The following is a 16,156-nucleotide window of genomic DNA, read 5'->3' as shown; positions in this document are numbered from 1 at the left end:
ATTTACGCCTGAGCAAGTAACTGTGACTTCACCCATGGAATGACAATTTCAGTGGTCAAGGGTGCCAGCAAGACCTGCTTTTCGTCCAGATCTATCCATTTCATTTCAGCAATTTCCGCTTCAATTTTTGGTGCCTGATCCAGTCTTACCCAATAGACATAACTCACCAGTTGATGATCAGGCTCATTGGCTGTTGCCGTTTCAAAACGTCCAATGAATTGCTGAATGTGTGCTTGGGCGCCAATTTCTTCCTGAATTTCACGTAACATCGTTGCTTCTGGTGCTTCATTTGGCTCCAGCTTGCCACCAACCTGCATAAAGCAGGACGTTCCTTTCTTGCGAACCACAAGCAGTTGCTGCGCTTCATTTAAAATAATGGCTGCAGCCACTGTAATTATCTTCATCTCTGGTTTATGACTTTATGCTAGGGGGCAGCTTATTTTACAAGATCGGTCTGATCGCTCCTACCCCATTTAGGCTCAGGTGGCTGATAAGTTTCGAATTGACGTAAAATTTCTTCCAGATCATCGCTGACAATTAAAGCATCACTAAAACGTGCCTTGGTAAATCCTTTCTCGGTGGTCATGTAGATAAATTTAAGCAAGTCATCGTAGAAACCATCAACATTTAGAAAAGCACAAGGCTTTTTATGAATTCCCAGTTGCGCCCAGGTCCACTGTTCAAAAATTTCTTCCAGCGTTCCCGCACCACCCGGAATGGCAATAAACCCTTGAGCCAGTTCTGACATTCGGGTTTTACGCTCATGCATATTCTCCACCACGAATAACTTGGTAATATGCGGATGTGCCAGTTCACGATTCACCAGTTGCCTCGGAATTACCCCAATCACCTTGCCACCGGCGGCCAAAGCACTATCAGCGATAATTCCCATCAAGCCAGAACGACCGCCCCCATATACCAGCGTCTGATGCCTGGCGGCCAAGGTCTGACCCACCTTTTTAGCGATCTGGGCATAAAGAGGATCCGAGCCTAGGGCTGAACCACAAAAAATTGCGATAGAATTCATTATTTCATCCTCTAATTGACGGTATATTGTACGTAATCGCTTCCAGCGCGTTTTTTCCAAAAATAACCACTTAATATCAGTGTTTTTATTCAATTCCTTGTCTAAAATACACCCATTCCAATTCACATACTGCGCTAGGGAGAAAAGACAGCATGCTTGAAGCCTTTTACGCCACAGAGCGCGGTAGTTTAGAAGATATCACGATTAATGGTGATTTCGACTTACATCCAGATTTAGTGTGGCTTGACCTGATTGCACCTTCACAAGAAGAGCAGCAATGGATTCTAGATGCCTATGGGCAAAACTTACCGACTTTAAAATCGCTAGAAGATATTTCCTCCAGTGCCCGATTTTACCGTGATGATGACGGAATTTTGCACATCAGCACATATTTCTTAACCAAAAATAAAAACTATCAGGTCGAGAACGAAAATGAAGATGAGTCCAGTATGCTGGCCACGGTACAGACTGTGGCATTTATTCTGCATAAGGATCGTCTGTTTACCTTGCGCGGTGAAAAGCTGGTGGCTTTTCGTGCCTTTCGTGCCCGGGCACGCCGCAATGATTATGACATCGATTATAAAGATCCGACCTGGATTTTATTGGGTCTGCTCGAAGCCAAGCTGGATGAACTGGCCGACATCCTGGAAGATGTCCATAAAGATTTAGAAAAATATTCAACCGAAGTATTGAATAACCGTCATCGTGAGCAAATTCTCGATCTGGATGACATGATTACCCGGCTGGCGCAACTGGAAGATATGCTGGGTAAAGCGCAACTCTGTCTGATCGATTTACGTCGTGTTTTGACCTTCTTGGCGCGTCCACGCGCTTTAGGGAGTCATATTTATGATGCAGATATCAGGGAGCTCAGTGAAGATGTCCGCTCTTTGGTGGAGCATGATGCCTTCCTGTTCCAGAAAGTGCGCTTCCTGCTCGATACTACATCAGGATTCATTAACACCGAACAGAACGATACCATTCGCCGCTTCTCTATTCTGCCAAGTATGCTTGCGCCACCGATGCTGATTGCCAGTATTTATGGGATGAATACCGATGTATTGCCCTTTGCTAAAGGCTCCATGAGTTTCATTATGGTCAGTATTATTTTGATCGGCTTTCTGATCGGACCATTAATTTACTTTAGATGGAAGAAATGGATTTGAGCGAGCTTTAAAGCACTACTTTTAAAGAGAAGCTCAAGAAATACATCTCATCTGATCCATGCCTATTTGAAAAGTAATAAAAAAGCACCTTTCGGTGCTTTTTTATTACTTCTACTGAATGATTTTTAGATCATCCTGGAGATGGCTGGCCTGAATGATATTCATCATCTTCGGTGGAACAGCTTTAAACTGCAGGCCTTGTGCTTGAGGCGTCTGACGCAGCCAGCGCACCAATACTGCCAGAGCCAAGGTACTGCCACTTTCAAGCCCGGCCAGATTAACTACCAGCGGAAACTTGTTCTGTGACTGAATCACACGCAGGCCCTCTAGGTAATAGTCCTGCGCATTGGCATAGTCAATGTTGCCTGACACCTGCAATTCCTGATCCTTGAATACAATCACGGCTCACCTATCTGGTTATTTCTTTTCAATTGCGGCTTCTGCATCTGGTTTAAAGTTGGCAATCGCTGTATCTATATTACCGCCATTACGTTTGACTGTCGCAGCAAACTGGTTACGGAACTGCAAACCTAGGTCAATACCAGATACGTTGATGTTACGGATTTTCCACTGTGAACCTTTATCCACCAACTGGAACGCTACCGGTATTTTCTCACCCTTGTTATTGAAGTCGATGGTCACCACAGGGTTTTTGCTGTTGCTGGCTTTGTATGGACGCATACTGTAAGTCTGATTGCTATATTTCGCAAATGCCGAACCATAGTTTTCAATCAGGGTTTCACGGAAATTCTTTTCAAACTGGGCACGCTGTGCTGGAGTACTTTGTTGCACATAAGTGCCCATGACTGTACGCACAAAAGCTTGTGAATCAATATATGGATCCAGATTTTGACGCACAATGGTTTTGACCAAGGCTGGATTACTCTGTAATTTGCTATGATCAGCCTGTAAACGTTTAACCAAATTATCCGCCACTTGTTTAATAAACTCAGGAGGCGTTTGGCTTGGAGCTGCAAACACTGTACCAGCAACCATGGTGGAAAGAATGCTTGCTGCAAGCGTTTGTTTTACTAAAGTCTTCACTGATATCTCCTCAATCTATTATTCAACGAATGCAGGTTCTGCATCGGTCGATCCTGAAACTGTCGCCTGTTCTGGGGCTGCTTCTTGACTATCCGAAGACTTACCGGCACCGCCAGTAATAAACTTCGTGACTAAATCTTCAATTTCCATGGTGCCTTGGGTATTAGCAATCTGATCACCGCGTTGCAAATAGTTCAGACCTCCACCTGGAATAATTTTCAGGTATTTTTCACCCAGCAATCCATTGGTTGCTACCATAATATAAGCATCTTCATCAATATTAGTGATGGATTTCATGTTAGCTAAGAGTTGTTTTTCCATGTCTTTTTGTTGTGCCGGAGTAGCCGCTGTATAGTCTGAACTATAACGCAACTCTTCCAGCGCATTTTGCTGAACCTGCTTTAGCTGTTCGGCATTAAACGAGGTCAACGAGCCATCCAGCGTCATATGTACGGTCGCCAGACGAGTGACAGGATCCAAGGTAATCTGGTCCACCTGTCCTACTTTTACACCACTTAATGCCACTTTGGCCCGTGGCTTGATCCCATTCACATTTTCAAAAGTTGCCGTCATTTCATAGCTGTCGGAAATATTGTTCCCAACCAGGCCACTGACTCGCATTGCCAGGAAAAATAAGGCAATACCAAACAAAATAACAAAAACACCAACGGCCAGCTCACTAGTACGTGATTTCATTAAACACCTCCGAACATGACCGCAGTCAACACAAAGTCAAAGCCTAAAACGCACAGTGAAGAATATACGACTGTACGGGTTGTAGAAGTTGCAATACCTTCCGAGGTCGGGACACAAGCATAACCTTGGTATACCGCAATCCAGGTACAAATTAATGCAAATACAAAACTTTTAATGATGGTGCCATTCAAGACATCTTTGTAGAATTGCACGCTGCTTTCCATGCCGCTCCAATACGCGCCTTCGTCGGCTCCCAGAAAGTCCACACCGACCATCTTACCGCCCATAATCCCGACTGCAGCAAAGATAACCGAAAGCATGGGCAAGCTGAAAATCCCTGCCCAAAGACGTGGCGAAATTACACGCTTTAATGGATCTACCCCAATCATTTCCATACTGGACAGTTGTTCAGTGGCTTTCATCAGGCCAATTTCTGCGGTCAAGGCTGAACCGGCACGTCCAGCAAACAGCAAAGCCGCAACTACTGGCGCCAGCTCACGCAGCAAAGTCAGTGCAACTGCTGTTCCCAGCATCGACTCACTGCCAAAGGTCGACAAGATGCTAAACATCTGCAAACCAAGAACGGCTCCAATAAACAGGCCAGACACCACAATAATCAGCAGGGACAACACCCCGACCCGGTACATCTGATAAACAAACAGTTTCACTCCAAGCCATGTCGGCATGGAAAATAAAATCTGCAACAGCATCAGGGTCGCGACCCCAATCCCCTGTACACGTTCAATAACGCGTCTACCTAATGCGGCAATTGCATTCATGAACGTACCTCATCACTTAAATAAGCCCGATGACTAAACTGATAATCCACCGGGCCTTCTACCGAACCGGTCAGGAATTGCTGTACAAAAGCAGACGGATGCGCCTTGAGTTCTGCCGGCGTACCTTCGCCCTGAATTTTGCCCTCTGCCACCACATAAATGTAGTCAGCAATGGATAGGGTTTCTGCGACATCATGCGAAACAATAATCGTGGTCAAGTCCAGTGCTTCACGCAAAGAGCGGATTAAACGGGTCAACACCCCCATCACAATCGGATCCTGCCCGGCAAAGGGTTCATCGTACATGATCAGCTCAGGATCCAGCGCGATTGCCCGGGCCAAAGCTACGCGTCGGTTCATACCGCCAGACAGTTCAGACGGCATCATCTGCTCTGCACCACGCAAACCAACTGATTCCAGTTTTAGTGCCACGATTTCTTTAATCAAATGCTCTGGCAGTTTGGTATGGGCACGAATTGGAAACGCGACATTTTCATACACACTCATATCGGTAAACAAAGCACCGCTCTGAAATAACATGCCCATACGTGCACGTGCTGAAAAAAGCTCGGAACGCGACATTGAGGCAATATCTTTGCCGTCCAACAAAACTTGGCCATGTTCCGGTGTCAGCTGTCCACCAATTAACCTTAATAAAGTGGTTTTACCGGTTCCGGATGGCCCCATGATGGCAGTAATCTGCCCACGACGAATATTCAAACTCACGTCGTCATAAATCACGCGCTCACCCCGCTTGAAGCTCAAATTCTTGACTTCAATCAGAGATTGACGAGTATCTCGCGCTGTTTGATTTTTCATAGCTGAGTTTATTCCTGCATTTTTTCAGCATGCATACTATAAAGGAACGACGTTCAAAATGTTAGCAGTTGAAAAAGATGGGTTAATATCATAATAAAATGACAATAATTGAATATTTCGGATTTTTTATAGAAAAAATATGTACTTAAGTTTAAGTCAAATAGCTTGCTTAATTAAAAAGACTGTATAAATAGTAGATAATATTACATAAAATCAAGGTCAATGCGATATATGGCATATACACCTCTATCAATTGAGATCGAACAGTTAAGCTTTTCATATCAATAATTATCATAACCCTGACTAAACATGAATTAGTAGACATTTTACGTTAAAAAGTAAAAAACTCAATGCATAAAAAAACCGGTATTTCTACCGGTTTTTTTATCTTCATCTAGCGACTGAATTAGTCGTTAAATTTGCGACGTGGACGATCTTCACCACCGAATGAACGTTCAGTACGTGGCTTGTCATCAAAGTTGCGACGAGCTGGACGATCACCAAAATCACGTTTTGGACGGTCATCACCGAATGAACGTGCTGGACGATCACCGAAACCACCTTCACGACGTGGAGCTGGACGATCACCAAAATCACGTTTTGGACGATCACCATAACCGCCTTCACGAGCTGGTTTGTAATCTACACGGTTACCACGGTTGTCATCATTAGAGCGAGGACGGTCACCAAAACTACCTTCACGACGTGGAGCTGGACGATCACCGAAGTCACGCTTTGGACGGTCATCAAATGAACGTTGTGGACGATCACCAAAGCCGCCTTCACGACGTGGAGCTGGACGATCACCGAAATCACGCTTCGGACGGTCATCAAACGAACGTTGTGGACGATCACCAAAACCGCCTTCACGACGTGGAGCTGGACGATCACCGAAGTCACGACGTGGACGATCTTCGCCACCGAACGCTGGACGTTCGCCACGAGGTTTGTCATCGAAGCTACGACGTGGACGATCATCACTGCCTTCACGACGTTTGAAATTGCTTTCACCTTCAAAACGACTACGACCACCGCCATCACGACCACGACCACCGCCGAAACCGCCACGACCACGACCACCGCCATCACGACCACGACCGCCGCCATCACGACTACCGCGTGCAGGAGGTGGAGATGGCTCAAGGCCTTCAATTTCAGATACGTTCAGACGCGCATCAAGGAAGTCTTCCAAAGCACGGATTTTACCGCGTTCACGGTAAGTCGCCAAAGTAATGGCTTTACCAGTACGACCCGCACGACCTGTACGACCGATACGGTGTACATAGTCTTCGTTCTTCATTGGAAGACCGAAGTTGATTACGTGTGAAATAGTTGGTACGTCAAGACCACGTGCCGCAACGTCAGTTGCAACCAAGATCTTCGCACGACCTTCACGAATGCTACGTAAACGACGGTTACGAACCGTTTGTGGCATAGCACCATGAAGCGCTACAACTGATAAACCTGCTTCAGCAAGCTCTTCAGCCAACATATCTGTGTCTTCTTGAGTTGACGCAAATACAACTGCTTGATCAACGTCTTCTTCGTTTAACCAGTGAGTCAGTAATTTTTTCTTGTGTTCGAAACCGTCAGTCCAATGCAAAGTCTGAGTAATATCAGTATTTGTAGAGTGACCTGTTTCGATCGAAATACGCATTGGATCATTCATCATGCGTTCAGCAAGTGTAATGATACGTGGTGCAAACGTCGCAGAGAACATAAGAGTCTGTTTGCGGTTTGCAGCCAACTCACCAATTGCTTCCAAGTCTTCAGAGAAGCCCAGGTCAAGCATACGGTCAGCTTCATCGACGATTAACGCGTCAACTTTATCCAATTTGATTTGACGACGATTCACCAAGTCAAGTAAACGACCTGGAGTTGCAACAACAACTTGCGCGCCTTTTAACTGTTGAATTTGCTTACCAAAAGGCATACCGCCCATGATTGCTGCAATACGAACACCTTTCATATGACGTACAAGCGCAATTGCGTCTTGACACACCTGTTGTGCCAATTCACGAGTCGGTGAAATCACCAAAATATTCGGTTGAGTAACCGCTTTCATACGGTCTTTAAACGGTACTAATGTATCTTGGTTTGCCAACGCATTTAACGTAGGCAGTAAGAATGCAGCAGTTTTACCAGAACCTGTTTGGCTTGATACAAGAAGGTCTTTACCTTCAAGTGCAGCTGGAATCGCTTGTTCTTGTACAGGAGTAGGAGTAGTAAAGCCTAAAGCGTCGAGAGCCTGGGTTAGAGATTCGTCGAGAGAAAAATCAGCAAAAGTTTTGCTCATAGAGAGTGTTCACCCTGAAGTGGGTGCTCCATTAAATAAATTACAATATGGACATCGGCAAAAAGCGGCACAGCAAATAGAGCTGAAAAAGTTAGGATTCAGCAGCGATCCGAATAACGACGATGTGGATATAACGCACGTATATGATTACGGCCGCAAACCTGAAGGAATCGCTTAAGCGATTGGGGCGCGAAGGATATGTCCTCTCTATGGACAGAACGCGCATACAATGATTAGAAGATAGTGTTCAGGTAAAGAACGGAAAATTAAGTGCGTGCCGAAATTATAGCAGAATATTCCACAATGTCATTAAGTTTTAAAACTAATTTTCTTTATTCATAAATTATGTATAATTTTCTTATACTTAAAGAATTATAAAAGTGTAGTTATTGGTCTAAAAAGTCAATTTTCTGTAATTCACCGGACATTTCCGATATCTAGTCAGTGTTAAAAATATAGACATTACCCGATTAAAAGAAGATAAGTATATAAAAAAGGCATCCCGAAGGATGCCTTTTAGAATATTAAATCTGCTTCATCTAAACCCGATTATTTTGCTGCTTCACCCCAAGCAGGAACAACTGCTTGCATTAAAGGCTTAAGCATTTTCATTGAACAAGCCAAAACTTGACCATTTTCCATAGAGTCGCTACCACCACGTGCATCAACTACAGTACCGCCTGCTTCTTTCACGATCAATTCACCCGCTGCGATATCCCAAGGTTTCAAACCAAGTTCAAAATAAGCGTCGAAACGACCGGCAGCCACATAAGCCAAATCCAATGCTGCAGAACCTGAACGGCGATATTGCGCACCAGCTTCAGTAACATTTAACAAAGACTGGAAATGATTCTTGGCATAAGACACAACTTCGCCATTACGTTTGGCACGATACGCATGACCAACAGCCATAAAGGTATTTTCCAGGCTGTCTTTGACATTCACACGAATACGGCGCTGGTTCATCATGGCACCACGACCACGACTGGCAGAGAATAGCTCATCTTTCACCGGGTCATAAATCACCCCGTGTTGAGTAATGCCTTTGTGCTGAACTGCGATAGAAATACAGAAATGCGGGAAACCGTTAATGAAGTTTAAAGTGCCATCTAGCGGATCGATCACCCAACACCAATCGGCGTCATGACCATTACCTTCCTGATAGCCAAATTCTTCACCAAGGAAACTGTGATTTTTATAGCTTTTACGTAGGGTATCGATGGTCAACTGCTCCAGATAACGATCTACACGCGTTACCGGACCATCAATTCCTTTTTCTTCGACTTGTAGATCGAGTTTATGACGATTCTGATGCGCTTTTAAAAGCTCTTGACCAACTAACTGAGCCGCACGCGCAGCCATCACCACCATAGGTTCCATTGAACACCCACTACAAATTTGAAGACACTGATAAAGAATAATGCATAAAAGCCCTAATATCTTAGCAAATATCGGGGCTTTTTTGGGAAAAATGTGTCTAAAATTTTTAAGAACTTATGACAAAACGCTTTGCCCTAAGCTGGACCAAGCCTGATTGATCGATTTTTCAATGCCTTGCGCATCTAGGCCAGCCTGTTGCAACATCTGGGTATGGGTCGCTTGCGCCATGAATGTATCATCCAGACCCAGATTCAGGATTGGTTTAACAATCTGTGCTTCTGCCAGATACTCATTCACTGCACTGCCCGCACCGCCCATCACCGCATGTTCTTCCACCGTGACAAACAGACTGGTCGTCAAGGCCAGATCGTCCAGCATTTGGGTATCTAGCGGTTTGACAAAACGCATGTTGATTACCCGCATGCCAATTTCATGTTTCATGGCAAATGCTTCAGCAGCGTCGACTGCAGCCTGTACCCGGCTACCAAATGCCAGCACAGAAATATATTCATCATACTGCCCGTTAAAACTGGCCACGATTTCCGACTGACCGATCGGAAACTCCATCATCTTTTGCTGGATCTCGACACCCAGTCCATTGCCACGTGGATAACGTACGGCTGCAGGTCCTGGATACAAATACGCGGTATGCAGCATTTGACGGCATTCATTTTCGTCTTTCGGCGCCATGATTACGATATTCGGGATAGTACGCATATAGGCATAATCATATGCACCGGCATGCGTCGGCCCATCTTCACCGACCAGACCGGCACGATCAATACCAAAAGTGACATCCAGATTCTGCAAGGCTACGTCGTGTACCAGCTGGTCATAACCGCGTTGCAGGAAAGTCGAGTAAATTGCAACCACCGGCTTCAAGCCTTCACAAGCCATACCGGCAGCCAAGGTAACTGCATGCTGTTCGGCAATCGCGACATCAAAGAAACGTTCCGGATATTCTTTGGCAAATTTGACCATGCCTGAGCCTTCGCACATCGCAGGTGTGATTGCGAGTAAACGTGCATCTTGTGCCGCTTCATCGCAAAGCCATTGTCCAAATACATCCGAATATTTCGGTGCAGTATTGCTGGCGGCAACAGCATTGAGTTTACTAATCGCGTGATATTTGATTTGATCTGATTCTGCCGGAGCAAAGCCTTTGCCTTTCTTGGTATAGATATGAATCAGGCGGGGGCCTTTACGTTTTTTCAGCGCATTAAAGACATGCACCAGCTGTTTGACATCGTGACCGTCATAAGGACCAAAATAATCAAAGCCAATGGCTTTAAACAGGTTGTCTGCTGCATCGGTTGCTGCACTGTGTAATCGCGAGTTATACAGCCACTCCGGATGCGGCTGTACATAAGCCTCTCCCTCTTCAGTCACGTTGATGAATTCACCACGCTCCCAAATTGCGGCTAAATGCTTGGCAAAACCACCAGTACTGCAAGAAATCGACATATCATTATCGTTCAGCACCACCATCAGATCAGCCTGATGTGCTACCGCATCATTCATGGCTTCAAAAGCCATACCTGCCGTCATGGCACCATCACCAATGATCGACACCACCTCACATGGCTTGTTTTGATAACGGCGCGCCAAGGCCATGCCAAGACCGGCAGAAATCGCAGTAGACGAGTGGCCTACCCCAAAAGTATCAAATTCAGATTCTTCACGTGCCGGAAAGGCTGCCAGACCATCTTTAGCACGAATGGTGGTGAGCTGTTCACGACGACCTGTCAATGCTTTATGCGGATAGGCTTGATGACCCACATCCCAGATCAGGCGGTCATGCGGCGTATTAAAGCAATAATGTAAGGCCACGGTGAGTTCAATTACACCAAGGTTGGCACCAAAATGTCCGCCACTTTGCCCGGCAGCATACAAAATGAATTGACGTAACTCATCTGCCACTTGTTCTAGCTGGCTTTGCTCGAGTGCACGCAGTTGCTCAGGATGATTGATCGCATCAAGCAACGGTGTTACAGGGCGTTGAGTTGGGATTTCTGTATACAGCATATTATGGCAAAGCCTTCTAAAGCCTGGCAAATCTAAAGCTAGGTCAATGGGGAGTACCCGATCATATAGCTGAATTGTAGCAGCTTCAATTCAGCTACGCTTCTAGCGATGCAATATTAAACAATGATCTCGTCGGGGTGAAAAAATCGCAGCCTACGATTATCCTGAATAATCTTACTATTTATCAACTATTATCGTTCGCTTTCTACAAAAAAGAAAATCTAATGCAGAATTTCGACTTTGCAATTCTACCAATGTTCAATCATTACGCTATACTTTAGCTAATTTCAGGATTTAACGGGTTCAGCTGTGCCAATCGAGTTTGTCGCAACGTCAAGATTACCTACCGCTCACGGTGAATTTAAAATTACTGTATTTCAAGATCCTAAGACCGGTGAAGAGCATGTCGCACTGTCTAAAGGACTTGAGGAAGTATCAGATGAACCTGTGGTGGTCCGTGTACATTCTGAATGTTTAACCGGTGATGCCTTTGCTTCACTCAAATGCGACTGTGGCCCACAATTACAAGCAACTTTAAAACTGATCAATGAATTGGGCCGCGGAGCTATTCTGTATTTGCGTCAGGAAGGGCGTGGCATTGGCCTGACCAATAAAATTCGTGCTTATGCCCTGCAGGATCAAGGCCATGACACCGTAGATGCCAACCTGATGCTGAACCTGCCGGCGGATGCACGCCAATATGATATGTGTAGCATTATGCTTGATCATTTACAGGTAAAATCGGTACGTCTCGTGACCAACAACCCTTCAAAAATAGAAGCCTTAAAAGCACAAGGCATTAATGTAGTCGATCGTGTTCCGCTAACAGTAGGCTTAAACCCGTTTAATGAACAATATCTTAAGACCAAACACGAACGCATGGCACATCTTTATAAAAAGGATGATTTTTAATATTTTTAACCCCTGTCCTACCTTATTTTAACTTAACTCCTCCCAACCTCTCTTTCTTAAAAATGGGGTTAGGGGGAGATTAAATCGTCATCGAGAAAATCCGACTTTCTGGCATCCGTCGCTTTAAACGCAAATCAAAAGCCATACAAATATTGCGTACAAATGGTTTCCCTTTCTCCAGAATCGTGACTGACGAGTCTGAAAATTGAATCAAACCATCCTGTGCCATTTCCTCAAGCTGTTCCACAACCTCATCAATTTCAGGAAAAAGCATCTCGGAATTTTCCCATGAGGTGCTAAAGCTGCACATCAAATTTAGAATATGTTGCCGGATGATCAGATCTTCCTGGTTTAAGACATGTCCTTTAAATACTGGAATTTCATTGCGCGCCAGGCATTCATAATATTCTTCAATGGTTTTCACATTCTGCGCAAAGCTGTACCAGCTATCACTGATTGAAGAAATCCCGAGTCCAATCATCACTTGGGTTTTAGAGGCTGTGTATCCCATAAAGTTGCGATGCAATGTTCCAGCTTGAAAAGACTGGTACATCGCATCTTTCTCCAAGGCAAAATGATCCATACCGATTTCATGATAACCATGCGCGAGTAACTTCTTTTTCCCCTCCTCATAACATCCGCGCTTAATTGCATCTTTGGGTACATCAGCATCTTTAAAACCGCGCTGACCATTGCCTTTAATCCAGGGCACATGTGCATAGCTATATAAAGCCAGACGGTCCGGCAAGAGCGAATTGGTTTGCTCAATAGTATTTAAGACATCTTCCAGACTCTGAAATGGCAGACCAAACACCAGATCGTGAGAAATCGATTCATAGCCAATTTCTCTTGCCCATGCGGTTACCTGTTTAACATTTTCATACGGCTGAATCCGGTGAATCGCCTTTTGCACGGTTTCATTATAATCCTGTACCCCATAACTGACCCGACGAAAGCCAAGATCATACAATCCCTGCAAATGCTCACGTGTAGTATTGTTAGGATGGCCTTCAAAACTGAATTCATGTACAGGTGCTACGTCTGCTTTGGCCAGAATGCCTTGAAGCAATTGAGCCAGATGCGCCATTGAAAAAAATGTCGGTGTTCCCCCGCCCAAATGAATCTCTTTAATCATGGGCTTTTCTTGTAATAGCTCACAATATAAATCCCATTCTTTCAGCACTGCCTGAATATAAGGCTGTTCAACCTCATGGCGTTTGGTCACGCGCTTATGACACCCGCAGAAGGTACACAGGCTTTCGCAAAATGGTAAATGGATATACAGACTAATGCCTTCGTTTTGGTTGGATTCCGCAAAAGACTTTTTTAGCGTTTGCTTCCATTGTTCCAGGGAGAAATTCTGCTCTTCCCAATACGGAACCGTGGGATAACTGGTATAGCGCGGTCCGGGAACATTATATTTTTGAATCAGGGAATTGACCTGTACCGACATGACACTCACCTTTACCATCGAAAAATGCTCAAGCCAATGAGCGCTTGCAAGTTATTGTGCTGAGCTTGAAAAAAGAATTCAACCTAGCCCTTTGGTCGGATTTAATGGTGCATTCTGTTTATGAATAGTGGAATGTAAGGTCTGGGCTGATGAATTGCATCACCAAATAGACCTTAATCTTTGACTGATTTTATGCTTTGATGTAATTAGTTTTTTATTTCCCTACGAGGGCTCTGATGCAGCATCCTACATCTACGGATATTCAACGCGTTCGTGAATTTCTCCTCGACTTGCAGGCACGGATTTGTGCGGCACTGGAGCAACAGGAACGTGCTGGCGGCGGTACGGCCGAATTTATTATTGATGACTGGGAGCGTCCAGAAGGTGGTGGCGGCCGTTCACGTGTTCTGCAAAACGGCACAGTCATTGAAAAAGGTGGGGTAATGTTCTCCCACATCAACATTTCCAAACTGCCCGCTTCTGCGACTGAACGCCATCCCAATATTGCCGGTGCCAAAGCGCAAGCAATGGGAGTATCACTAGTCATCCATCCCAAAAACCCGAATGTGCCCACCTCACATGCCAACGTGCGTTTATTTGTCGCAGAAAAAGAAGGTCAGGATCCGATCTGGTGGTTTGGTGGCGGTTTTGACCTGACCCCGTTTTATCCGAATGATGAAGATGTACTGTCTTGGCATCAAACGGCGCATGATCTGTGTGCTCCATTTGGTGCAGAAGTTTATCCTGAACATAAACAATGGTGTGATCACTATTTTTACCTGAAACATCGTGACGAGCAGCGCGGTGTGGGCGGCTTGTTTTTTGATGACCTGAATCAATGGGATTTTGAAACCTGTTTCCAGTATATGCAGGCTGTAGGCAATGGTTATCTGGAAGCCATTCTGCCAATTTTCCAGCGCAATCAGGATAAACCCTATACCGAAGCACAACGCGAATTCCAGTTATACCGTCGTGGTCGTTATGTAGAGTACAATCTGGTTTATGACCGCGGCACCCTGTTTGGTTTACAGACTGGCGGCCGGATTGAATCGATTCTGGTCAGCCTGCCCCCGCTTACCGGATGGTCATATCGCCCTGAATGGGATGAAGGCTCACCCGAAAAACGCTTAACAGATTATTACCTGAAACCACACGACTGGTTAACAGAATTAAAATCCCAAGCAATGAAATGATACAAACAGCCCTCAAATGGAGGGCTTTTTTAATGGATAGTTCCTCTATACTGTTGCATAGAAATATCTGATTTGATCGCAGCACCCTATCGCTACATCGATCACCTTCTATTTGATGTTTAGTGAGAAATAAAAATGCATAATCTTCAATTAAATCTACCTATATTGGCCTTTTGGCTTTTCCTTGCTCTCGCCATCAGTGCGATGAGTACCGCACTTTTGAGTCACAACCTGATTCTGGATGGCGCAGCTATTCTGGTGAGTATTCTGACTGGGGTTGGAGTCGTTTTTAGTATGGCGCTGATATTTGCGGAACATATTATGGAGATTTGCAGTTCCTAACATCCTGACAACCTAGCAGTAATTAAAGATTGCGCAGGCTTTAGTCCCTGCGCTTTTTCACGTATATTGATGGCCATTTCCGCACATGGACATTGTGAAATGAGCAAACAATTTGCCGTGATTGGTAACCCGATTGAACAGTCACGTTCTCCAGAATTGCATCACGCCTTTGCTGCTAAAACTGGTGTCGACCTGAGTTACACCAAGCGTCTGGCTCCACTGGATGGCTTTGAAGCCAATATTCAGGACTTCTTTAGTCAGGGTGGTAGTGGCCTGAATGTTACTGTCCCCTTCAAAGAGCAGGCTTTTATTCAATGTCAGGTGTTGAGTGAGCGGGCCAAAATTGCCAAAGCCGTGAATACCCTCTGGATGGAAAATGGTGTCCTGCATGGCGACAATACTGATGGTCAGGGCCTGGTCGAGGCGATCCGTGCTTTAGACTGGCCACTGGACAATACAGCTATCTTAATTATTGGTGCAGGCGGTGCCACGCGTGGCGTGATTTATCCTCTGGCGCAGGCGGGTGCGAAAAAAATCGTGATTGCCAATCGCACCTTGGCACGCGCGAAACAGCTGGTTGCTGATATTCAGAATGCCGTACCGCAAATCGAATTACAGGCAATTTCTCTGGATAATCTTAGCGGTGAATTTGATCTGGTGATTAACGCGACTTCTGCAAGCCTCAGCGGTGATACCCTTATTCTACCGGAAACGTTACAGTTTAAGAGGGCCTATGAAATGGCCTATGGTAAACCCTCTTCCTTTCTGGATCAGGCCAAGGCGCGCGGTGTTCCCACGTCAGAAGGCTTTGGAATGCTGGTCGGTCAGGCGATTGAATCTTTTTACATCTGGAATGGCATCAAGCCGGACTTAAAAGAGTTTCTTTAAAAGCCCTATCTATCCAATGAGTTCAGTTCGGGTTGTAACTATAGCCCGCAACTGAATTTCCTCTAACCGTCCAGAAGCTGAGACACCATGGATTGGTTCTAGTGACATTTTAGAAGCCGGCCTGTTTTAACTTAAAT

General features: G+C 45.1%; 17 protein-coding genes. 6 read left to right on the top strand and 11 right to left on the bottom strand.

Going from position 1 to position 16,156, the window contains the following annotated elements:
- Positions 1-2: 2 nt before the first annotated feature.
- Positions 3-404: an NUDIX hydrolase gene (locus H9629_RS09160; protein WP_064094535.1), complete on the bottom strand. Its 402-nt coding sequence runs from the start codon at positions 402-404 to the stop codon at positions 3-5.
- Between the two features lie 32 nt (positions 405-436).
- Complete coding sequence (locus H9629_RS09155) at positions 437-1,027, bottom strand: LOG family protein (RefSeq protein WP_064094536.1); 591 nt, start codon at positions 1,025-1,027, stop codon at positions 437-439.
- Between the two features lie 152 nt (positions 1,028-1,179).
- On the opposite strand from H9629_RS09155, the gene H9629_RS09150 reads away from it, so the two are divergent.
- A complete protein-coding gene (locus tag H9629_RS09150) occupies positions 1,180-2,193 on the top strand; it encodes a magnesium and cobalt transport protein CorA (protein WP_064094537.1) in 1,014 nt (337 codons plus the stop codon).
- Positions 2,194-2,304: 111 nt separating this feature from the next.
- Here H9629_RS09150 and H9629_RS09145 read toward each other — a convergent pair whose 3' ends face one another.
- The 6 genes from H9629_RS09145 to H9629_RS09120 all read right to left on the bottom strand — a co-directional run bounded on the left by H9629_RS09145 (position 2,305) and on the right by H9629_RS09120 (position 7,826).
- Entirely contained in the window at positions 2,305-2,595 is a 291-nt protein-coding gene (locus tag H9629_RS09145; RefSeq protein ID WP_191730977.1) for an STAS domain-containing protein, read from the bottom strand.
- Between the two features lie 15 nt (positions 2,596-2,610).
- Positions 2,611-3,237, bottom strand: a complete 627-nt coding sequence (locus tag H9629_RS09140) for an MlaC/ttg2D family ABC transporter substrate-binding protein (protein ID WP_064094539.1) — start codon at positions 3,235-3,237, stop codon at positions 2,611-2,613.
- Positions 3,238-3,255: 18 nt separating this feature from the next.
- Positions 3,256-3,933 (bottom strand): outer membrane lipid asymmetry maintenance protein MlaD, encoded by a 678-nt coding sequence (gene mlaD / locus H9629_RS09135; protein ID WP_064094540.1) that lies wholly within the window; start codon positions 3,931-3,933, stop codon positions 3,256-3,258.
- A complete protein-coding gene (gene mlaE / locus H9629_RS09130; RefSeq protein ID WP_005248230.1) occupies positions 3,933-4,712 on the bottom strand; it encodes a lipid asymmetry maintenance ABC transporter permease subunit MlaE in 780 nt (259 codons plus the stop codon). The genes mlaD and mlaE overlap by 1 nt, the downstream gene beginning before the upstream one ends.
- Positions 4,709-5,530, bottom strand: a complete 822-nt coding sequence (locus tag H9629_RS09125) for an ABC transporter ATP-binding protein (protein WP_064094541.1) — start codon at positions 5,528-5,530, stop codon at positions 4,709-4,711. The genes mlaE and H9629_RS09125 overlap by 4 nt, the downstream gene beginning before the upstream one ends.
- Positions 5,531-5,936: 406 nt before the next feature.
- Complete coding sequence (locus H9629_RS09120) at positions 5,937-7,826, bottom strand: DEAD/DEAH box helicase (RefSeq protein WP_064094542.1); 1,890 nt, start codon at positions 7,824-7,826, stop codon at positions 5,937-5,939.
- On the opposite strand from H9629_RS09120, the gene H9629_RS09115 reads away from it, so the two are divergent.
- Positions 7,819-8,004, top strand: a complete 186-nt coding sequence (locus H9629_RS09115) for a hypothetical protein (RefSeq protein WP_016806781.1) — start codon at positions 7,819-7,821, stop codon at positions 8,002-8,004. The genes H9629_RS09120 and H9629_RS09115 overlap by 8 nt on opposite strands.
- 371 nt (positions 8,005-8,375) lie before the next feature.
- Here the strand turns inward: H9629_RS09115 and H9629_RS09110 are convergent, their stop codons facing one another.
- Positions 8,376-9,206, bottom strand: coding sequence for an inositol monophosphatase family protein (locus tag H9629_RS09110; RefSeq protein WP_034608351.1), 831 nt, complete (start codon positions 9,204-9,206; stop codon positions 8,376-8,378).
- 114 nt (positions 9,207-9,320) lie between these two features.
- Complete coding sequence (dxs, locus tag H9629_RS09105) at positions 9,321-11,231, bottom strand: 1-deoxy-D-xylulose-5-phosphate synthase (RefSeq protein ID WP_064094543.1); 1,911 nt, start codon at positions 11,229-11,231, stop codon at positions 9,321-9,323.
- Between the two features lie 309 nt (positions 11,232-11,540).
- Between dxs and ribA the strand changes: the two genes are divergently transcribed.
- Entirely contained in the window at positions 11,541-12,143 is a 603-nt protein-coding gene (gene ribA, locus H9629_RS09100; RefSeq protein ID WP_191730976.1) for a GTP cyclohydrolase II, read from the top strand.
- A 79-nt stretch (positions 12,144-12,222) separates the two neighbouring features.
- On the opposite strand, the gene hemN is transcribed toward ribA, so the two are convergent.
- Complete coding sequence (gene hemN, locus H9629_RS09095) at positions 12,223-13,596, bottom strand: oxygen-independent coproporphyrinogen III oxidase (protein ID WP_191730986.1); 1,374 nt, start codon at positions 13,594-13,596, stop codon at positions 12,223-12,225.
- A gap of 236 nt (positions 13,597-13,832) precedes the next feature.
- On the opposite strand from hemN, the gene hemF reads away from it, so the two are divergent.
- The 3 genes from hemF to aroE all read left to right on the top strand — a co-directional run bounded on the left by hemF (position 13,833) and on the right by aroE (position 16,019).
- Entirely contained in the window at positions 13,833-14,789 is a 957-nt protein-coding gene (hemF, locus tag H9629_RS09090) for an oxygen-dependent coproporphyrinogen oxidase (protein WP_191730975.1), read from the top strand.
- A 135-nt stretch (positions 14,790-14,924) separates the two neighbouring features.
- Positions 14,925-15,131 carry a hypothetical protein gene (locus H9629_RS09085; RefSeq protein ID WP_191730974.1) on the top strand — a complete coding sequence of 69 codons (207 nt, stop codon included), beginning with the start codon at positions 14,925-14,927 and terminating at the stop codon, positions 15,129-15,131.
- A gap of 99 nt (positions 15,132-15,230) precedes the next feature.
- Positions 15,231-16,019: a shikimate dehydrogenase gene (gene aroE / locus H9629_RS09080; protein WP_064095163.1), complete on the top strand. Its 789-nt coding sequence runs from the start codon at positions 15,231-15,233 to the stop codon at positions 16,017-16,019.
- Positions 16,020-16,156: the final 137 nt, after the last annotated feature.

It is taken from the genome of Acinetobacter pecorum (assembly GCF_014837015.1).
GTDB lineage: Bacteria > Pseudomonadota > Gammaproteobacteria > Pseudomonadales > Moraxellaceae > Acinetobacter > Acinetobacter pecorum.
Note: the sequence above shows the minus strand (reverse complement) of the source record. Positions and strands in the feature narration are given on the sequence as shown.